General features: G+C 42.0%; 14 protein-coding genes. 4 read left to right on the top strand and 10 right to left on the bottom strand.

Features of this window, described 5'->3' with window-relative positions; genetic code table 11:
* Positions 1 to 779: 779 nt before the first annotated feature.
* On the bottom strand, positions 780 to 2,162 hold the full coding sequence (gene pdxR, locus JOC54_RS14625; protein WP_239586744.1) for a MocR-like pyridoxine biosynthesis transcription factor PdxR: 1,383 nt from the start codon (positions 2,160 to 2,162) through the stop codon (positions 780 to 782).
* A gap of 110 nt (positions 2,163 to 2,272) precedes the next feature.
* Between pdxR and JOC54_RS14620 the strand changes: the two genes are divergently transcribed.
* A complete protein-coding gene (locus JOC54_RS14620) occupies positions 2,273 to 2,968 on the top strand; it encodes an aspartate/glutamate racemase family protein (protein ID WP_035421166.1) in 696 nt (231 codons plus the stop codon).
* Between the two features lie 37 nt (positions 2,969 to 3,005).
* On the opposite strand, the gene JOC54_RS14615 is transcribed toward JOC54_RS14620, so the two are convergent.
* Complete coding sequence (locus JOC54_RS14615; protein WP_204466912.1) at positions 3,006 to 4,439, bottom strand: DEAD/DEAH box helicase; 1,434 nt, start codon at positions 4,437 to 4,439, stop codon at positions 3,006 to 3,008.
* A 62-nt stretch (positions 4,440 to 4,501) separates the two neighbouring features.
* Here JOC54_RS14615 and JOC54_RS14610 point away from each other — a divergent pair, with 62 nt between their 5' ends.
* Complete coding sequence (locus tag JOC54_RS14610; protein WP_204466911.1) at positions 4,502 to 5,374, top strand: oxidoreductase; 873 nt, start codon at positions 4,502 to 4,504, stop codon at positions 5,372 to 5,374.
* Between the two features lie 12 nt (positions 5,375 to 5,386).
* Positions 5,387 to 6,487, top strand: a complete 1,101-nt coding sequence (ribD, locus tag JOC54_RS14605; RefSeq protein ID WP_239586743.1) for a bifunctional diaminohydroxyphosphoribosylaminopyrimidine deaminase/5-amino-6-(5-phosphoribosylamino)uracil reductase RibD — start codon at positions 5,387 to 5,389, stop codon at positions 6,485 to 6,487.
* Here ribD and JOC54_RS14600 read toward each other — a convergent pair.
* Together JOC54_RS14600 and JOC54_RS14595 are read right to left on the bottom strand one after the other, a co-directional pair.
* The gene (locus JOC54_RS14600) at positions 6,484 to 8,667 is read right to left on the bottom strand and encodes an ABC transporter permease family protein (RefSeq protein ID WP_204466910.1); all 2,184 of its coding nucleotides are present in this window, start codon (positions 8,665 to 8,667) and stop codon (positions 6,484 to 6,486) included. The two genes, ribD and JOC54_RS14600, sit on opposite strands and share 4 nt — an antisense overlap.
* The gene (locus JOC54_RS14595) at positions 8,664 to 9,317 is read right to left on the bottom strand and encodes an ATP-binding cassette domain-containing protein (protein WP_204466909.1); all 654 of its coding nucleotides are present in this window, start codon (positions 9,315 to 9,317) and stop codon (positions 8,664 to 8,666) included. The genes JOC54_RS14600 and JOC54_RS14595 overlap by 4 nt, the downstream gene beginning before the upstream one ends.
* Before the next feature lie 170 nt (positions 9,318 to 9,487).
* Here JOC54_RS14595 and JOC54_RS14590 point away from each other — a divergent pair, with 170 nt between their 5' ends.
* Positions 9,488 to 9,625, top strand: coding sequence for a YycC family protein (locus JOC54_RS14590; RefSeq protein ID WP_081760836.1), 138 nt, complete (start codon positions 9,488 to 9,490; stop codon positions 9,623 to 9,625).
* 27 nt (positions 9,626 to 9,652) lie between these two features.
* On the opposite strand, the gene JOC54_RS14585 is transcribed toward JOC54_RS14590, so the two are convergent.
* The 6 genes from JOC54_RS14585 to JOC54_RS14560 all read right to left on the bottom strand — a co-directional run bounded on the left by JOC54_RS14585 (position 9,653) and on the right by JOC54_RS14560 (position 14,158).
* Positions 9,653 to 10,192 (bottom strand): GNAT family N-acetyltransferase, encoded by a 540-nt coding sequence (locus JOC54_RS14585; RefSeq protein ID WP_204466908.1) that lies wholly within the window; start codon positions 10,190 to 10,192, stop codon positions 9,653 to 9,655.
* Between the two features lie 118 nt (positions 10,193 to 10,310).
* A complete protein-coding gene (locus tag JOC54_RS14580; RefSeq protein ID WP_204466907.1) occupies positions 10,311 to 11,240 on the bottom strand; it encodes a nucleoside hydrolase in 930 nt (309 codons plus the stop codon).
* A 69-nt stretch (positions 11,241 to 11,309) separates the two neighbouring features.
* Positions 11,310 to 11,624, bottom strand: coding sequence for a CHY zinc finger protein (locus tag JOC54_RS14575; protein WP_204466906.1), 315 nt, complete (start codon positions 11,622 to 11,624; stop codon positions 11,310 to 11,312).
* Complete coding sequence (gene brnQ / locus JOC54_RS14570) at positions 11,624 to 12,922, bottom strand: branched-chain amino acid transport system II carrier protein (RefSeq protein WP_204466905.1); 1,299 nt, start codon at positions 12,920 to 12,922, stop codon at positions 11,624 to 11,626. The genes JOC54_RS14575 and brnQ overlap by 1 nt, the downstream gene beginning before the upstream one ends.
* Positions 12,923 to 13,055: 133 nt before the next feature.
* The gene (locus tag JOC54_RS14565; RefSeq protein WP_204466904.1) at positions 13,056 to 13,562 is read right to left on the bottom strand and encodes a DoxX family membrane protein; all 507 of its coding nucleotides are present in this window, start codon (positions 13,560 to 13,562) and stop codon (positions 13,056 to 13,058) included.
* 164 nt (positions 13,563 to 13,726) lie between these two features.
* Complete coding sequence (locus JOC54_RS14560; protein ID WP_204466903.1) at positions 13,727 to 14,158, bottom strand: ASCH domain-containing protein; 432 nt, start codon at positions 14,156 to 14,158, stop codon at positions 13,727 to 13,729.
* Between the last annotated feature and the right edge of the window lie 47 nt (positions 14,159 to 14,205).

The following is a 14,205-nucleotide window of genomic DNA, read 5'->3' as shown; positions in this document are numbered from 1 at the left end:
CTTGTTCAAGCTTTTGAATCGGTTTCTAGCATCATCGGTACTCTTGGTTAATTCTCAAAAACCCTTTTCCCCAAATAACGAATCAATAGGAGGTGGCTTTCATGTTCACAGACATTCTTGTTCAAGCTTTTGAATCGGTTTCTAGCATCATCGGTACTCTTGGTTAATTCTCAAAAACCCTTTTCCCCAAATAACGAATCAATAGGAGGTGCCTTTCATGTTTACAGACATTCTTGTTCAAGCTTTTGAATCGGTTTCTAGCATCATCGGTACTCTTGGTTAATTTTCAAAACCCTTTTCTCCAAACAACCAATCAATAGGAGGTGGCTTTCATGTTTACAGACATCCTTGTTCAAGCTTTTGAATCGGTTTCTAGCATCATCGGTACTCTTGGTTAATTCTCAAAAACCCTTTTCCCCAAATAACCAATCCATAGGAGGTGGCTTTCATGTTTACAGACATTCTTGTTCAAGCTTTTGAATCGGTTTCTAGCATTATCGGTACTCTTGGTTAATTCTCAAAAACCCTTTTCCCCAAATAACCAATCCATAGGAGGTGGCTTTCATGTTCACAGACATTCTTGTTCAAGCTTTTGAATCGGTTTCTAGCATCATCGGTACTCTTGGTTAATTTATATTTTTACTTACACATAGGAGGTGGATCAAATGCTCACAGACGTACTTACTCAGTTATTCGAATCAGTATCGAACATCGTGGGAACTCTTGGTTAAAGTTTATAGAGCGAGCAGCGTATCCATCGCAGCTCGCTTTTTCTTTTTTTATTGCAGCGCTTTTTTTAACCGTATTACCCCTTCTTTAATCTCCATTTCATTAAGGTGACCGTATCCTAAAATTAACTCATTTTTATGGAATCCTTTTCTTAGCGAAAAATCTTCGACAACCACTGCCTTCACTTTATTTTCTGCGAGGTTTTTTTGGTTTATCTCATCTCGGTCTTTAAAGCGAACAACGAGATGCATCCCCGCTGCCTGACCAATAATGTCACACGATCGAAAAGTGTCATTAATGGCTTCAACAAGCACCTTTCTTCTTCTTGCATAAAGCTTCTTCATCTTACGAATATGTTTTTCAAATGAACCTTCATTAATAAAAGCAGCGAGGGCCATCTGCTCAAGTGAGGAAGAATGCCTGTCTGTAAACCACTTCTGTTGTTCTGCACGCTTTACTAAATGGTAAGGCAGCACCATATATCCAATTCGTAAACTCGGCGACAGAATCTTGCTAAATGTACCGATATAAATGACTCGTTCCCCATCAAGTGACTGCATTGCTTGGACAGGAGTTCCTTCATAAATAAATTCACTATCGTAATCATCTTCAATGATATACGTATTCATTTTTCTCGCGTATTCTACTAATTGAATCCGGCGTTTAACTGGCATAATAGCGCCTAGTGGAAACTGATGGGATGGAATCGTGAAAACAAATCTTGGTTTAGACGATTGCGGAAGATTGGCGGGGTCCATTCCGTGTTCGTCGGTATGGATTGGCTGAAGGACTGCACCTGCCTCAAGAAAAATTCGGCGCATTTCTTCGGTAACTGGATCTTCAACACACACAACATCGCCTTCGCTTGCTAACAGCCTTGTTAACAACGATAGCGCTTGAGTCGCTCCCGTCGTAATAAAGATTTGATTAGGATCGGCGTTTACACCTCTTAACCTCCCTAAATAATTGGCAATGGCCGCGCGTAAATCCATATTGCCGTAAGCCGTTTGGTAACCAAAAACGTGATCATCCGCAGCTAAGCATACTTGCTTATAGACGTTTGCCCAAGCATGCTTCGGAAAATAATCGATTGCTGGTTGACTCGCTTTAAAATCAATTACATCTTTTTTTGTCTCAACATTTGTTACCATTTTCTCTCCAAGAATCGACCCCTGCTCTTTTTGAAACGAAAGCCCTTTTGATACATATGTACCAGACCGAGCAATACGATAAATATAGCCTTCGAGCAAAAGCTGCTCGTATGCTTCATTAACTGTATTTCGAGAAACGCCTAATGATTTAGCCAGCTCTCTTGATGACGGCAGCTGTTCATCCGCTGATAACTGCCCCGAAAAAATCCGATTGCGTAATTCTTCTTCAATCTGCATGACAAGCGTTTTGCGCTCATTACGTGATAATGCAAACCATAACAACCTTCCCACCTCCTCTGGTACCTTCAAACTACTCCAAATGTGGATCTTTATTGGTCCAGTATAGCATGATACGCTTTTCACAAGAACTTCGCTAAAGGAGATTACGCATAATGAAAACAATTGGTCTAATCGGAGGTTTAAGCTGGGAATCGTCGGTATCCTATTATCAATATATTAATGAATACGTTAAAAAGCAGTTTGGCGGACTGCATTCAGCCAAATGTCTGCTTTACTCATTCGATTTCCAGGAAATTGTGAACCTGCAAAGAGCCGGGAATTGGACGGAAGCGACCTCAAAAATGGTCGAAGCTGGACAGAAATTAAAAGCCGGTGGCGCTGAGCTACTTGTTATTTGTACAAACACGATGCATTTAATGGCTGATGATGTTGAAGCAGAAACAGGACTTCCTGTTATTCACATTGTTGATGCACTAGCAGAATCCATCAAAGCGCAAGGAATGCGGACGGTTGGTTTGCTCGGAACTCAATTTACAATGGAAAAACCATTTTACCGTGAACGAATGGAGAAACACGGAATAGAACTAATTGTTCCAGAAGAAGCCGACCGCAAAAAAGTCCATGATGTTATCTTTAACGAACTTTGCGTCGGCACAACCTGTCCAAATTCAAAACAATACTATTTATCTGTAGTCGAACAATTAGCCGACCAAGGGGCAGAAGGCGTCATTCTCGGCTGTACAGAAATTCCGCTGCTTATTAACCAGTCAGACAGCATTCTTCCGTTATTCGATTCAACTAAGCTACATGCAGAAAGTGCCGTTTCGATCGCACTTGAAGCCAGATAATCAAGACAAGAACCGCTCAGAAACTGAGCGGTTCTTATTATTTCTTCGCTTTATGCACTTTCAGCTGCTTTCCTTTTACCGTTACCTTACGCAAATGCTCTAACACATACGGACCTTTGTAATTTAAAATTTCTACAAAACTTGCCGTTTGTTCAACCGTAATAATACCGATGTCGCTTGCCTCAACGTCTGGGATTGAGGTAATCGTGCCCACTAAATCTCCAGCACGAATTTTCTTCTGTTTTCCCCCATTTAAGTATATCTTCATGATTCCTTCATCAATCTTCTTCTTATCTTCAGTTACATGAACCACTTTTTTAGCTCGGAAAAATAGGTTACGTTGTTGAGAAGAAACGACCGGTTCTTCTTGGAGCCTGAAAACAACATTAAGCTCTTGTTCAAGCTCATTCAAGTCTTCATTTTCATCAGGATGAATAAGCAAGATTGATTTACCCACGGCTCCGTTACGTCCCGTTCTACCTGTCCGGTGAACATAGTGCTCGGAAGTTTGCGGAAAGCTTGCGTGAATGACAAGTTCCAATTTGTGCACATCAATGCCGCGTGCTGCTAAGTTTGTTGAAAGTAGATAACGAATTTTTCCTGTTTTAAATTGATTCATTATATCGAGCCGTTCTTCCTGTTTCATTCCCCCATGGAGTTTGCCGAGGGCCGGAATGAAGTCTCTTAACTTCTGAAAAAGAGAATCAACATCAGTCTGCATTTCGCAGAAAATGAGGGCATTCTCTGGCTGTTCAACGCTGAGCAGATCGAGCACACGATTATCTGTTTGTTTTGTTGATTCGATTACTACATGCTCAATCGCAGGAGCATCAGCTTTCTCCTCGTTTGTTAAATAAACCGGTTTATTTAACATTTGCTCCATTAACTGCTCAAGCTCCGACGGAAAAGTAGCTGAAAAAAGCAAATGAGTCCGTTCCTTTGGCAATAATTCCACAATCTCTTCAAGCTGTTCCAAAAATCCGCGGTTAAACAATTCATCCGCTTCGTCTATAACAAGGTACTGCAGCTTCGAGACATCAAGTGTACCTTTCTGTAGATGATCCAGCACGCGTCCCGGCGTTCCAACAACGACATGGCTTTTCTGTTTTAAACTTAACTTTTGTTTCTCAAACGACTGCTTGCCGTAGATCGCTTTAATTTGTAGACGTTTAAAACGCCCTATTGCGGTTAAATCACCTTGGACTTGGGCTGCCAATTCTCTTGTAGGCGTTAAGATCAATGAATGAACTTTGTTTTCTTCCCAATCTATTTTCTCGCATAAAGGAATCCCATAGGCGGCCGTCTTTCCACTTCCCGTCTGTGATTGGACAACAATATCTTGATTTTCATTATCTAGAAGCAACGGAACAACAAGTTGCTGAATGGTTGTAGGCTTTGTATAGTGTAATAAAGATAACGCACGCTTAATTTCATTACTTAGCAGATACGTTGAAAATGGTTTTTTAGTCATTGGACACCTCACTTACTTAAGCATACTCTATTTTGCTTGAAATAGAAAAAGGATGATTGCAAATGAATCAGAATGTGACGATTATAACGGGTGGAACGAGCGGTATCGGATTTGAGACTGCAAAAGCCCTCTTGCAAAAAAATCATCGCGTCCTTATTGCGAGCAGAAATGCAGCAAGAGGCAAGACTGCCATTAGCGCCTTACAGCCCTTTGGAAAGGTTGAGTTTAAGCTACTTGATTTAGCTGATCCCGCCTCTATTCGTTCATTCGCAGACCACGTGAATAAAGAATATACCGCAATCCACTGTTTGATTAATAACGCTGGCGTAATGATTCCACCACTAACGCACACAGTGGAGGGATTTGAGCTTCAATTTGGCATTAATCACCTCGGCCACTTTGCTTTAACAGGCTTATTGCTGCCTCAGCTGATGGAAGCTAATCGGGCAAGAATCGTCATGATCTCAAGCATCGCAGCAATAAAAGGCTTTATTGATTTTACAAACCTCGATGGTAAAAACGGATATAAGCCAATGGTTTTTTATCGCCAAAGCAAGTTCGCTAATTTACTTTTTTCTAAGCAGCTGCAGCAGAACTTACGCTCAGCTAACTCATCGACGCTAGCGGTTACTGCCCACCCTGGACTTGCTTACTCGAATTTGCTGTCCCGTGGCTCTGGGAAAGAGGCAAACCTGCTTATTCGCAAGCTGCTTCCACGGCTCATTCAGTCTTCTGCCAACGGTGCATGTTCGCCGATTTATGCTGCAACTGATCCGCTGTTAGAAGGTGGCGAATGGATTGGTCCAAGCGGACACCGATCATGGTACGGAGCACCAGTCGTCAGTACATTAGGCGATCAACTGTATGACGAACAAACTGCAGACAAGCTCTGGCAATTTTCGCAAGAAGTAACTGGTGTCACCTATTCGTTTTAAGGAGGAGAAACGATGCACGAAACGTATATGAAGCTCGCACTAGAGAACGCCAGAACGATGCGGGGACAGACAGACCCTAACCCAACGGTCGGCTGCGTTCTTGTAAAAGAAGGTCGCGTCATTGGAATTGGCGCCCACTTAAAGGCTGGTGGACCCCACGCGGAAATTCATGCGCTACAAATGGCCGGTAAAGAAGCCGTAGGATGTACGGCGTATGTGACGCTTGAACCTTGCTCCCATACAGGAAAAACCGGACCTTGCGCACTTGCGCTTATTGAGGCCGGTGTCAAACAAGTTGTCGTTGCCATGCTTGATCCAAACCCGCTCGTTGCCGGTAATGGCATTAGACTGCTTGAAGAAGCAGGAATTCACGTGGAAACAGGTGTCTGCGAATACGAAGCACGGGCGCTAAACGACGTTTTTATTCACTCAATCCTGCATCAGAAACCCTTCGTCACGGCAAAAACAGCGATAACCCTCGATGGAAAACTGGCAACCCATACAGGCAGCAGTCAGTGGATTACCTCTAGCGAAGCTCGGACTGACGTTCATCATCTGCGTAGCGAACATCAAGCGATTATGGTCGGGGTGGGGACGGTTGTACAAGACAATCCCGCACTAACTGCGCGAATCCCGAACGGTAGAAATCCACTTCGTATTATTGTTGACTCGCACTTACGCACTCCGCTCAATGCCCAAGTGATTACGGATGGACAAGCTCCTACATGGATATTCACAGCACAGGCGACGGATGAAAACAAGCGTAAAGCCTTGCAAGACCTCGGCGTAGAAGTTATCAAGACTTCAGGGACAGAGCAAGTAAACCTTGAGGAGATGCTCGATTCTATCTACCAACGATCGATTACCTCTATCCTCCTTGAAGCTGGCGGGACGCTAAACGCATCGTTTATTGAAGCCGAGCTCATTAGTAAGCTGATTCTATATATGGCTCCAAAAATCATTGGCGGACGTTTGGCGCCAACCTTCTTAGAAGGCGAAGGGATTGGGCTAATGAATGATGCCATTCCAGTCGAGATTGCTTCGGTTGATTTTGTTGGCAAAGATCTTAAAATTACTGCTTATCCCCAATACAGTAAAAAGCCAAGAACTTAGTGAAGTTCTTGGCTTTCTTTTGGAGAAAACAGGACAGCGGCAATGCCAATTCCAGTTAAGCAAGCAAATAGAATGAGAGATAGATAAGGAAAGGCCAGATCACTCACAACCTGAGCCGTCGCAAACCAACTTATCAGCCCACTGACCCCAGCTAGTCCAGTTGAAAGTGTCAGCTGAACCTTACGCTTGCGATGGCGCAAAACACTCCTTGTGAACTGATAGAAAGCATAGCCAAACAAAAACACAAATGGGCTTATTACAACGGCAATAAAGGTTGTTGCACTGCTTTTTAGGGAATCCATCCCGTCAACAAACCAATTGTTAAACCCATCGTAATACATGTCTACAAACGGGTAAGCGTCACCTAGCTTATCCTGCAAAGCTCCCGCTATTTCGCTGGCATTATGGTTAATCGCATAAAGCGTAACACTTTCATCCATATACACTGTATTTGTATGGTTGGTTCCCTCAACCCAATCATCCACATGTGATTTAGGTATAATAAATAAACTGTTCATGTACGAATCGATTGAACCTACCTGTTCACTAGATGCTGTTGCTTTTATTTGTGTTTCTTGTTCAAAAACCTCCGCTTCTCCATATTCATTAGTCCTGAACAATTCAACTGTATAACCATTCTCCAATTGCACTCCTGACTCTTGTGCGCTTCTCACCAAAAACATGTCGCCTTTATCCATTTCAGCGAGTTGGATGTCTTCACTCCAATCAAATGTTTTCAAAACTAAATCCCAATCTGAATCGTCAATAATGACAAGATCGTAATCGTATTTATAATCGTCTCCCTCAACTCGAGTAAAGAAATTGTAATTACGATAAAACGTTAAAAATTCGTGCCGCTCTTCTCGTGCTTCTTGTAAAAAAGACTCAATTTGATTTGTGCCAACGGAATAAACTTCTATAAATGTCGTTGACCCCTCTTGTTCAAGCCCTTCATCTTCATCCCAATACATTTCGCCAAACTGTTCACCGTAACGAAGCGTAAGATCCGTCCAGATCGTCTGCATTCTTTCCATAAGTGGACCAATCATTAAAGAAGCTAAAATAACGATACCGATATAGAAAAAAGCTCCTGTTTTTTTCATTTTAAAAAATGTTGTTTGCTTTATAGCAAAACAACTAAAGACTACCACCAAAACAGCTAACATGAATACAAAAAAGATCGTTGTAGGAAATGGGATGTACGGATTGTATTCTGTCGATTGATACAGTAGTCCCCCTAAGCCAATACCTAGAGCACTTCCCACCGTCTGTCCGTACCCATAGAAAAACGCGTAAATGAGTAAAGCGCCAACTACAGCAACCACAGTTGCTGAAAGAATCGCCTGATAAATTCCCTTCCGTTTCATCCGCTTAGGCGAATAGCCTAGCGTAACATACAGCTGTTTGTGTGGATTAAATACGTTTTCCAACAACATCTTCAACCGCAGGCAACAGCCTACTAAAATTAACCCCAGTGAAATGAATAAGATTGTAAACGTACTATTTAGTAGAGTATGATCAAATAGGGATGTGTGATCATCATAAATTTGCCAGGATTGATGACTAACATGTTGCCCCGTCTCTGCTTGAATTTCACGAGCAAGTTCCCCCAGGTCTTCTACACTTGAATATGCATATAAGCGACCGAGTTCAGTCGTCTGTACATCTTTTATACTAACTGCATTTATGACACTTTGACCATATTCATAAAATAAGCCTGTAATTGTATACGTTCTTTCTTCTCCATTCTCGTTTTGGAGAACCAGCTCATCACCGAAGCTCATATCTGGATAAAAAGTTGTCGCAAAATTAAAGCCTAAAGCTACTTCCGTCTCGTTACTTGGAAACGAACCGTTGGCTAATTGCAGATCTGTTTCTACGAAATTAGGTGAATTTAAGTAGCCAATATCTAATTCAAATCCATCCCTATCTGAAACTAGTTCTGGCGCGCTTAGAAGCCAAACATGATCAACCTTTCTTAATCGACTAACATACTCTACTGTTTCTGGTTCGACATTTTCAATTAAGAGCGAATAGCTATTCCCATTAAATAAACGTTCTTCCGTTTTCTCTGCTTGATAAAGAACAAGCACCATCCAGCCAATTACAGCGAGAACCAGTAGAATTGCGCTTACGAGTATTCCGGCTTCTCGCTTCTTTCTCTTTGTTAACTGTTTCATCCGCTGTATTCAACCACCTTCCCCGCTTCTAAAAGAACGGCCCCTTGGGCAAGCTGAACTTGCTCCCAGCTCGAGGTTGTATAGATTAGAGTATGACCATTTCTGCGGGCATAGCGGATAAGTTTTTCAAGTACCTCATTTGTCTTTGGTTCATCGAGCACAAGTAGACTAGGATTTGAAGAGAGTGCTCGTATGTATAAGACCGCCTCATGTTCCACTAGATTAAGTTTCGGCGGGAATTTATTCATTAAATCAGCACAATTGAAATAATCAATCAACTCTTGCAATAACTCTTTGTCTCCCTTCTTCCCTCGAACCTTGTCCATTATTTGCAAATTCTCGGCTACAGTCTTGTCACTTATCAGTGGACTCTTTTCTAAGTAAACGCCTATCTCTTCTCGCCGAATTTGCGCGCGTTCCTCTTCTGTTTTAAATGCCAGATCGTCCTGTCCGACAATAATCTGTCCGTAATCTATTTTATCAATGCCTAGTAACAAGTTTAGCAGCGTTGTCTTGCCAGAATCATGCTCTCCAAAAATGGCGAGGCATTCTCCGTACGACACACTAAAATTGAGTCCATCCAACACAGTCTTTCTTGTTTTTCCCCAACCATACTCTTTCTTTAAATCAATTACATCAACATGTTTCATCTACGTCCTCCTACAAGATGTCAACCAGCTTCTTCCATCATACCATTCAAGAAATAAAAGGAATAGTTGAAATAGAATCAAAAAAGAACTTTTGAAAGCATCCGTCTATTAGGCCGTGCTATACTACATGAATACGCTACGCTGAACGTGGAAAGGAGGGCTGTATTAAGATGGGTCCTTTACAACTATCGGAAGAAACGGCGCTCGCTTTATCAAAGTCGTTGAATATTCCATTGGAACAACTGATGCATATGCCAAAACCTGTACTGATGCAAAAGCTAGCTGAACTAAATGAAAAAAAGAAATAGAAGCAGGCAAGAGCCCGCTTCTATTTTTTATATCGTTTCTTTCAAGCGTCCCATAACCACTTGATCATAATACGTTCCGTTCACAAATTCAGCGTTACGTAACAAGCCCTCAACTTCAAAACCGCACTTCTTATAAACATGAAGCGCTCGCTCGTTGCCACTCCATGTATCAAGCTGCACTCGGTTTAAGTTCATGTCTGCAAATAAGAAATGGACAAGAAGATTCAGTGCTTCTGTTCCGTACCCTTGGTTGCGCGCTTCAGGTGAGCCAATCGTCATACCAACTTCTGCACTTCTTGCAATGAAGTTTACATTACGGTAGTCACAATTACCGATGTGCGTTTTTGTCTCGGCCACATAAATGGCAAACAGACAACCCTTTGTCCGATCAGGAACGCTATTCTTCTCAAAAATAGCTTCCGCCTCTTCGATAGTAACATGGCTGTATAAAGCAGCATACGTTCCTGCAGCAAGACGTGCCGTTTCTGGATCATTTCGCCAAGCCGCCTGCCTACGCCAATCGTCTTTTGTTGCTGGTCTTAATTCAATCCGTTCTCCTTTGATCAATCAAACCTCTCCCTATTTTCAATTTGTCTCCAACTAATTTTCTCTGCGTTTTCCACTTTGCTGTCATCATCGTCATCACCCTTCCTATTCATTCTAAACAAATCATAGCAATTTTCCGTCAGCTTGTATAGTTGATTTGAAAGACATCCGTAACCTCATTATGAAAGGTTGTTTGGTTGATCGTCCAACAAATATGATGATTGCCCCCTTTACTTGATGGTCTGAGATCAGCAATGGTCATTCCTTTTGCTTCTCCTTTTGTCACAACCGTTACATCACGCTTAATAAATGTCGCAATGTCTTGATTATGCAGGAGCGCGACCGGTAAAAGATCATGAATTGGAGCTTCAGGAAGAGAAGGATTAGTAGCTGAGTAGTAGTTTTGATAATGGAAGAATACGTGTTGAAACAAGTTCCCGAATAGAGGGTGGTTCGCTAAGAGATTAATTAACGAGGTAGAGAGAGTTGCCTGCGATGTCACATTTAATGGCGCAATGACTGCTTCCGTGTGGTCAAGTACAAACTTTGCAGCGATGGAATCACCATATACATTCGCTTCTGCCACAGCCGTCCGGTTTCCAGGCATAAAAAAGGCGCCTCCCATAATGTAGACGCCGCCTATCTGTCTAAACTCTTTTTGAAATACATTTAGTGCGAGGGCAAGTGACGTCATTCTCCCTAGCTCCACTACATATAGATCACGCTTGTAATGCGCAGCAAGAGTTCGAATATGATCAAACGTATGGATATTGCCCGGGAAATGTCCTTGTCCTGTAAACAAACCTAGCCCGCTCACCCCATGAATATCTGGGTAATGGCTCTCATGTCTTTCTGCAATTGACACACAGGCAGCAGGAATAACCGGTACGTGACTCATCCCGGCAAGATGTAAAACGTACGAAGCGTTTATTGTCGCCTGCTCCTGCGTCACGTTGCCATAACTAGTCACGACAGCGACTAGCTCCAGCAGTGGATTCAGCAGAACATACATAAGTGCGATTGTATCATCAATACCAGGGTCACAAAAAACGATGACGTATTTCTTCATACCATCCCACTCCCTTACGCTTTTTACTAAAACTATGAAGCGCAAGGAAGGGTCATGATTGTTTTTAACCTAAATCTGGAAATAATACGAAAAATGCGCTGAACAGTTTGGATTAAAGGGATGATCACAGGCCGGGCAGGAGCTTACTTGCATATATTCATTGATTGATAATAGCTCTTGACAGCTTCCACATAAAATCGCTTTTTGCTCAAATTGGTCCTTCTGCCAGCGAGTAAGCGGCTTACTGCAATGATCCTGATGACATTTGTAACATGGATAAAACGTTTGGCAACAAGCGAACTTGATTGCGACGACATCTCGCTCTGAGTGGTAATGAATGCAGCGCGTTTGCTCATCAACTTTCGCTCCGAACACATTGATCATTATTTTGATCCCAATGAGGCGACCCAGCCAATGACAAAGCCGACAAGTGCTGGTACAACCCAAGCAAATCCAATGTCTGCAAACGGCAGCCAAGCAACAAAGTCCCAGTTTCCATTAAACGCTTTTAAGCCTTCGCCAATGCTGACAATAGCCGTGAAGATAATCGTCATTTGATAAACGAGTCTTTGTCCACCGAATAATTTATCAAGGAAAGCTAAAAGAATGAGCACAATAACGATTGGATAAATAAATACTAATACAGGAATTGAGTACGCAATAATCTGCGAAAGTCCAAAGTTAGCAATAACTGCGCTAAATAGTGTAAAACCTAAGACAAGTCCTTTATAAGATAGACTTGGAATCTGTTTATTGAAGTAAATCGCACAAGACGAGATTAACCCTGTTGCTGTCGGGATACATGCCGCCAAGATGATTAATCCGAGCAAAATATTTCCTGATGTACCGAAGTATTCAAACGATACTTGCGCTAAAATACCCGCTCCATCGCTCGCTTCAATGGCTGAAGAACTGACAGCGCCAAGATAACCGAGGCCGGCATAGACCGTTCCTAAGCAAATCGCTGCCACCAATCCTGCTTTCCAAGCAGTTTTGCGTATTAATCGTTGATCTGTAACGCCGTAATCTTTAATTGCCTTCACAACAATAATGCCGAACACAACCGCTGCGATTGTATCCATTGTCAGATAACCTTCCGTAATACCTCGGAAGAGTGGGAATCCTTGGTAATCACCAACGGCCGGTGTATACGTTCCAAGCGGTCCCGCGATGACACGAATAAGTAAGATTGAAACAACAATAAGTAGTATTGGTGTAATTATTTTTCCAATTCGATCAACGAATTTACCTGGGTTTAATGCTAAAATATAGACAATGCTAAAATAAATAAGGGTAAAGAGTGCTAAAGCCCATTGACTATCTGATCCCAAGAAAGGAACAAGACCGATTTCATATGAAACAGCAGCCGTACGTGGAACGGCGAAGAATGGACCAATTGTTAAGTAGGTTAAACTAGTCAATCCAACAGCAAAATACGGGTGGACTCGCTTGCTCAATCCTTCTGCGTCATCACTGCCTACATATGTAATTGCCATAACACCTAATATTGGCAACCCTACTCCAGAAATAAGGAACCCAATAATTGCTGACCATGCGTTCTCTCCAGCTTGTTGACCTAATTCAGGCGGAAAGATGAGATTGCCTGCACCAAAGAATAAAGAAAAAAGCATCAGGCCAATAAAAATGATTTTTGTATTGGAAATGGTTTGTGTTTGATTCATATGCCACCTCTTAGTAAAATTATCTGACAAATTCGTCTATTTGAGAAGTGTATCATAGATTTTTCATTTTTGTCCACTGTCTTTAAATTAAAAAAGGCTAAGCCTCTTTAATTAAGACTTAACCTCTTCATGTTTATGAAATCACTTGTATAGTTTGTTCTGTGTGCTCTGGTTCTTTTTTCTGCTTAATGAAATAATCTAACCCGATCTTTCCGCTGTTTCCTTTCCCAACCATGATGAGGATGGCTAATAAGAGCAGAATGGGATTCGTTGAAACTGTGCCCGCAAGTAAGAATGAGACGTTCATTACTCCTCCAAAAAACGCAGCAGTTGTGGTTAGTAGTCCTACGAGTAAACCCAGTCCGACAAGTACCTCTCCCCACATGACAATAAAGCTTATCATCTCTGCATTTGGCAGAATAATCGTTTCAATTAGCGCGTTATAGAGTGGATAGGCTACCGATCCGTCGCCGCTTGTAACTGGGTTCTCGACCGTATTGGTCAGAAAACCGGCTGCATTAAATCCATCTCCTGTTACCTTACCTAATCCCGATGATAACCAAGCCCAACCTACATACAATCTAACAAGAAGTAATCCAACCATTGCGCTTTTTGACGTTTTTAGAAATTGAATAAACATCGACTCATCTCCTTTTTATTGTGAAATACTTCACAATATCTTATAGGTTAAGTATATGCGGAATTCGCTACTTGTGAAATAATTCACAATAATAGTTAACAAAGCAGCCACATTTTTATGACTATTTTGTTACAGCACTTGTTTGCACTTAAAGTTAGCGCTTACTAGCCGACACATATAAACCGTTCACATACAAGCTTTAACTTAGGGTCATAAGAAATACCTAGCCGCTTGTATTCGCCTCTGAAGTAACGTTCGTGTATCGCTCTCCACGCTTCTAAAGAACCGTCACCTTCAGCAAGTGCAAACGCTTCTGTTACATCTTCAAAGCGCATCGTAAAAACGTCTGTTGTTTTAATGATGGCTACTGGTTCATCTAACCGATTTAACACAATGCCATAATCATCTCGTTTCGGCAAAGGTTGGTTTGTTTTTTGATAGGTTATTTCGGCTGTACACGTCGCTGTCTTCTGCCCACTTCGGACAAGCTCGGCCAGTTTATCCGGCTCATCACCAAACTGAAAGGCATATACAGATTGAGGTTGAACATGGTTCCCCCAGTATGTATCCCAATAGTTACGCGCCGCTTGGTTCATAAGTGCGCTCACCTCTTTTCATTTTAACGTTTATACATACAATCTTT

Source organism: Shouchella xiaoxiensis (assembly GCF_016907895.1).
GTDB classification, from domain to species: Bacteria; Bacillota; Bacilli; order Bacillales; family Bacillaceae_D; genus Shouchella; species Shouchella xiaoxiensis.
Note: the sequence above shows the minus strand (reverse complement) of the source record. Positions and strands in the feature narration are given on the sequence as shown.

What these genes read in the sequence shown, in the direction of transcription:
- JOC54_RS14575 (WP_204466906.1), bottom strand. Translation starts at nt 11,624, where the DNA reads ATGATCAATGTGTTCGGAGCGAAAGTTGATGAGCAAACGCGCTGCATT.
- JOC54_RS14595 (WP_204466909.1), bottom strand. Translation starts at nt 9,317, where the DNA reads ATGAAACATGTTGATGTAATTGATTTAAAGAAAGAGTATGGTTGGGGA.
- JOC54_RS14580 (WP_204466907.1), bottom strand. Translation starts at nt 11,240, where the DNA reads ATGAAGAAATACGTCATCGTTTTTTGTGACCCTGGTATTGATGATACA.
- ribD (WP_239586743.1), top strand. Translation starts at nt 5,387, where the DNA reads ATGCACGAAACGTATATGAAGCTCGCACTAGAGAACGCCAGAACGATG.
- JOC54_RS14565 (WP_204466904.1), bottom strand. Translation starts at nt 13,562, where the DNA reads ATGTTTATTCAATTTCTAAAAACGTCAAAAAGCGCAATGGTTGGATTA.
- JOC54_RS14590 (WP_081760836.1), top strand. Translation starts at nt 9,488, where the DNA reads ATGGGTCCTTTACAACTATCGGAAGAAACGGCGCTCGCTTTATCAAAG.
- brnQ (WP_204466905.1), bottom strand. Translation starts at nt 12,922, where the DNA reads ATGAATCAAACACAAACCATTTCCAATACAAAAATCATTTTTATTGGC.
- JOC54_RS14600 (WP_204466910.1), bottom strand. Translation starts at nt 8,667, where the DNA reads ATGAAACAGTTAACAAAGAGAAAGAAGCGAGAAGCCGGAATACTCGTA.
- JOC54_RS14620 (WP_035421166.1), top strand. Translation starts at nt 2,273, where the DNA reads ATGAAAACAATTGGTCTAATCGGAGGTTTAAGCTGGGAATCGTCGGTA.
- JOC54_RS14615 (WP_204466912.1), bottom strand. Translation starts at nt 4,439, where the DNA reads ATGACTAAAAAACCATTTTCAACGTATCTGCTAAGTAATGAAATTAAG.
- JOC54_RS14560 (WP_204466903.1), bottom strand. Translation starts at nt 14,158, where the DNA reads ATGAACCAAGCGGCGCGTAACTATTGGGATACATACTGGGGGAACCAT.
- JOC54_RS14610 (WP_204466911.1), top strand. Translation starts at nt 4,502, where the DNA reads ATGAATCAGAATGTGACGATTATAACGGGTGGAACGAGCGGTATCGGA.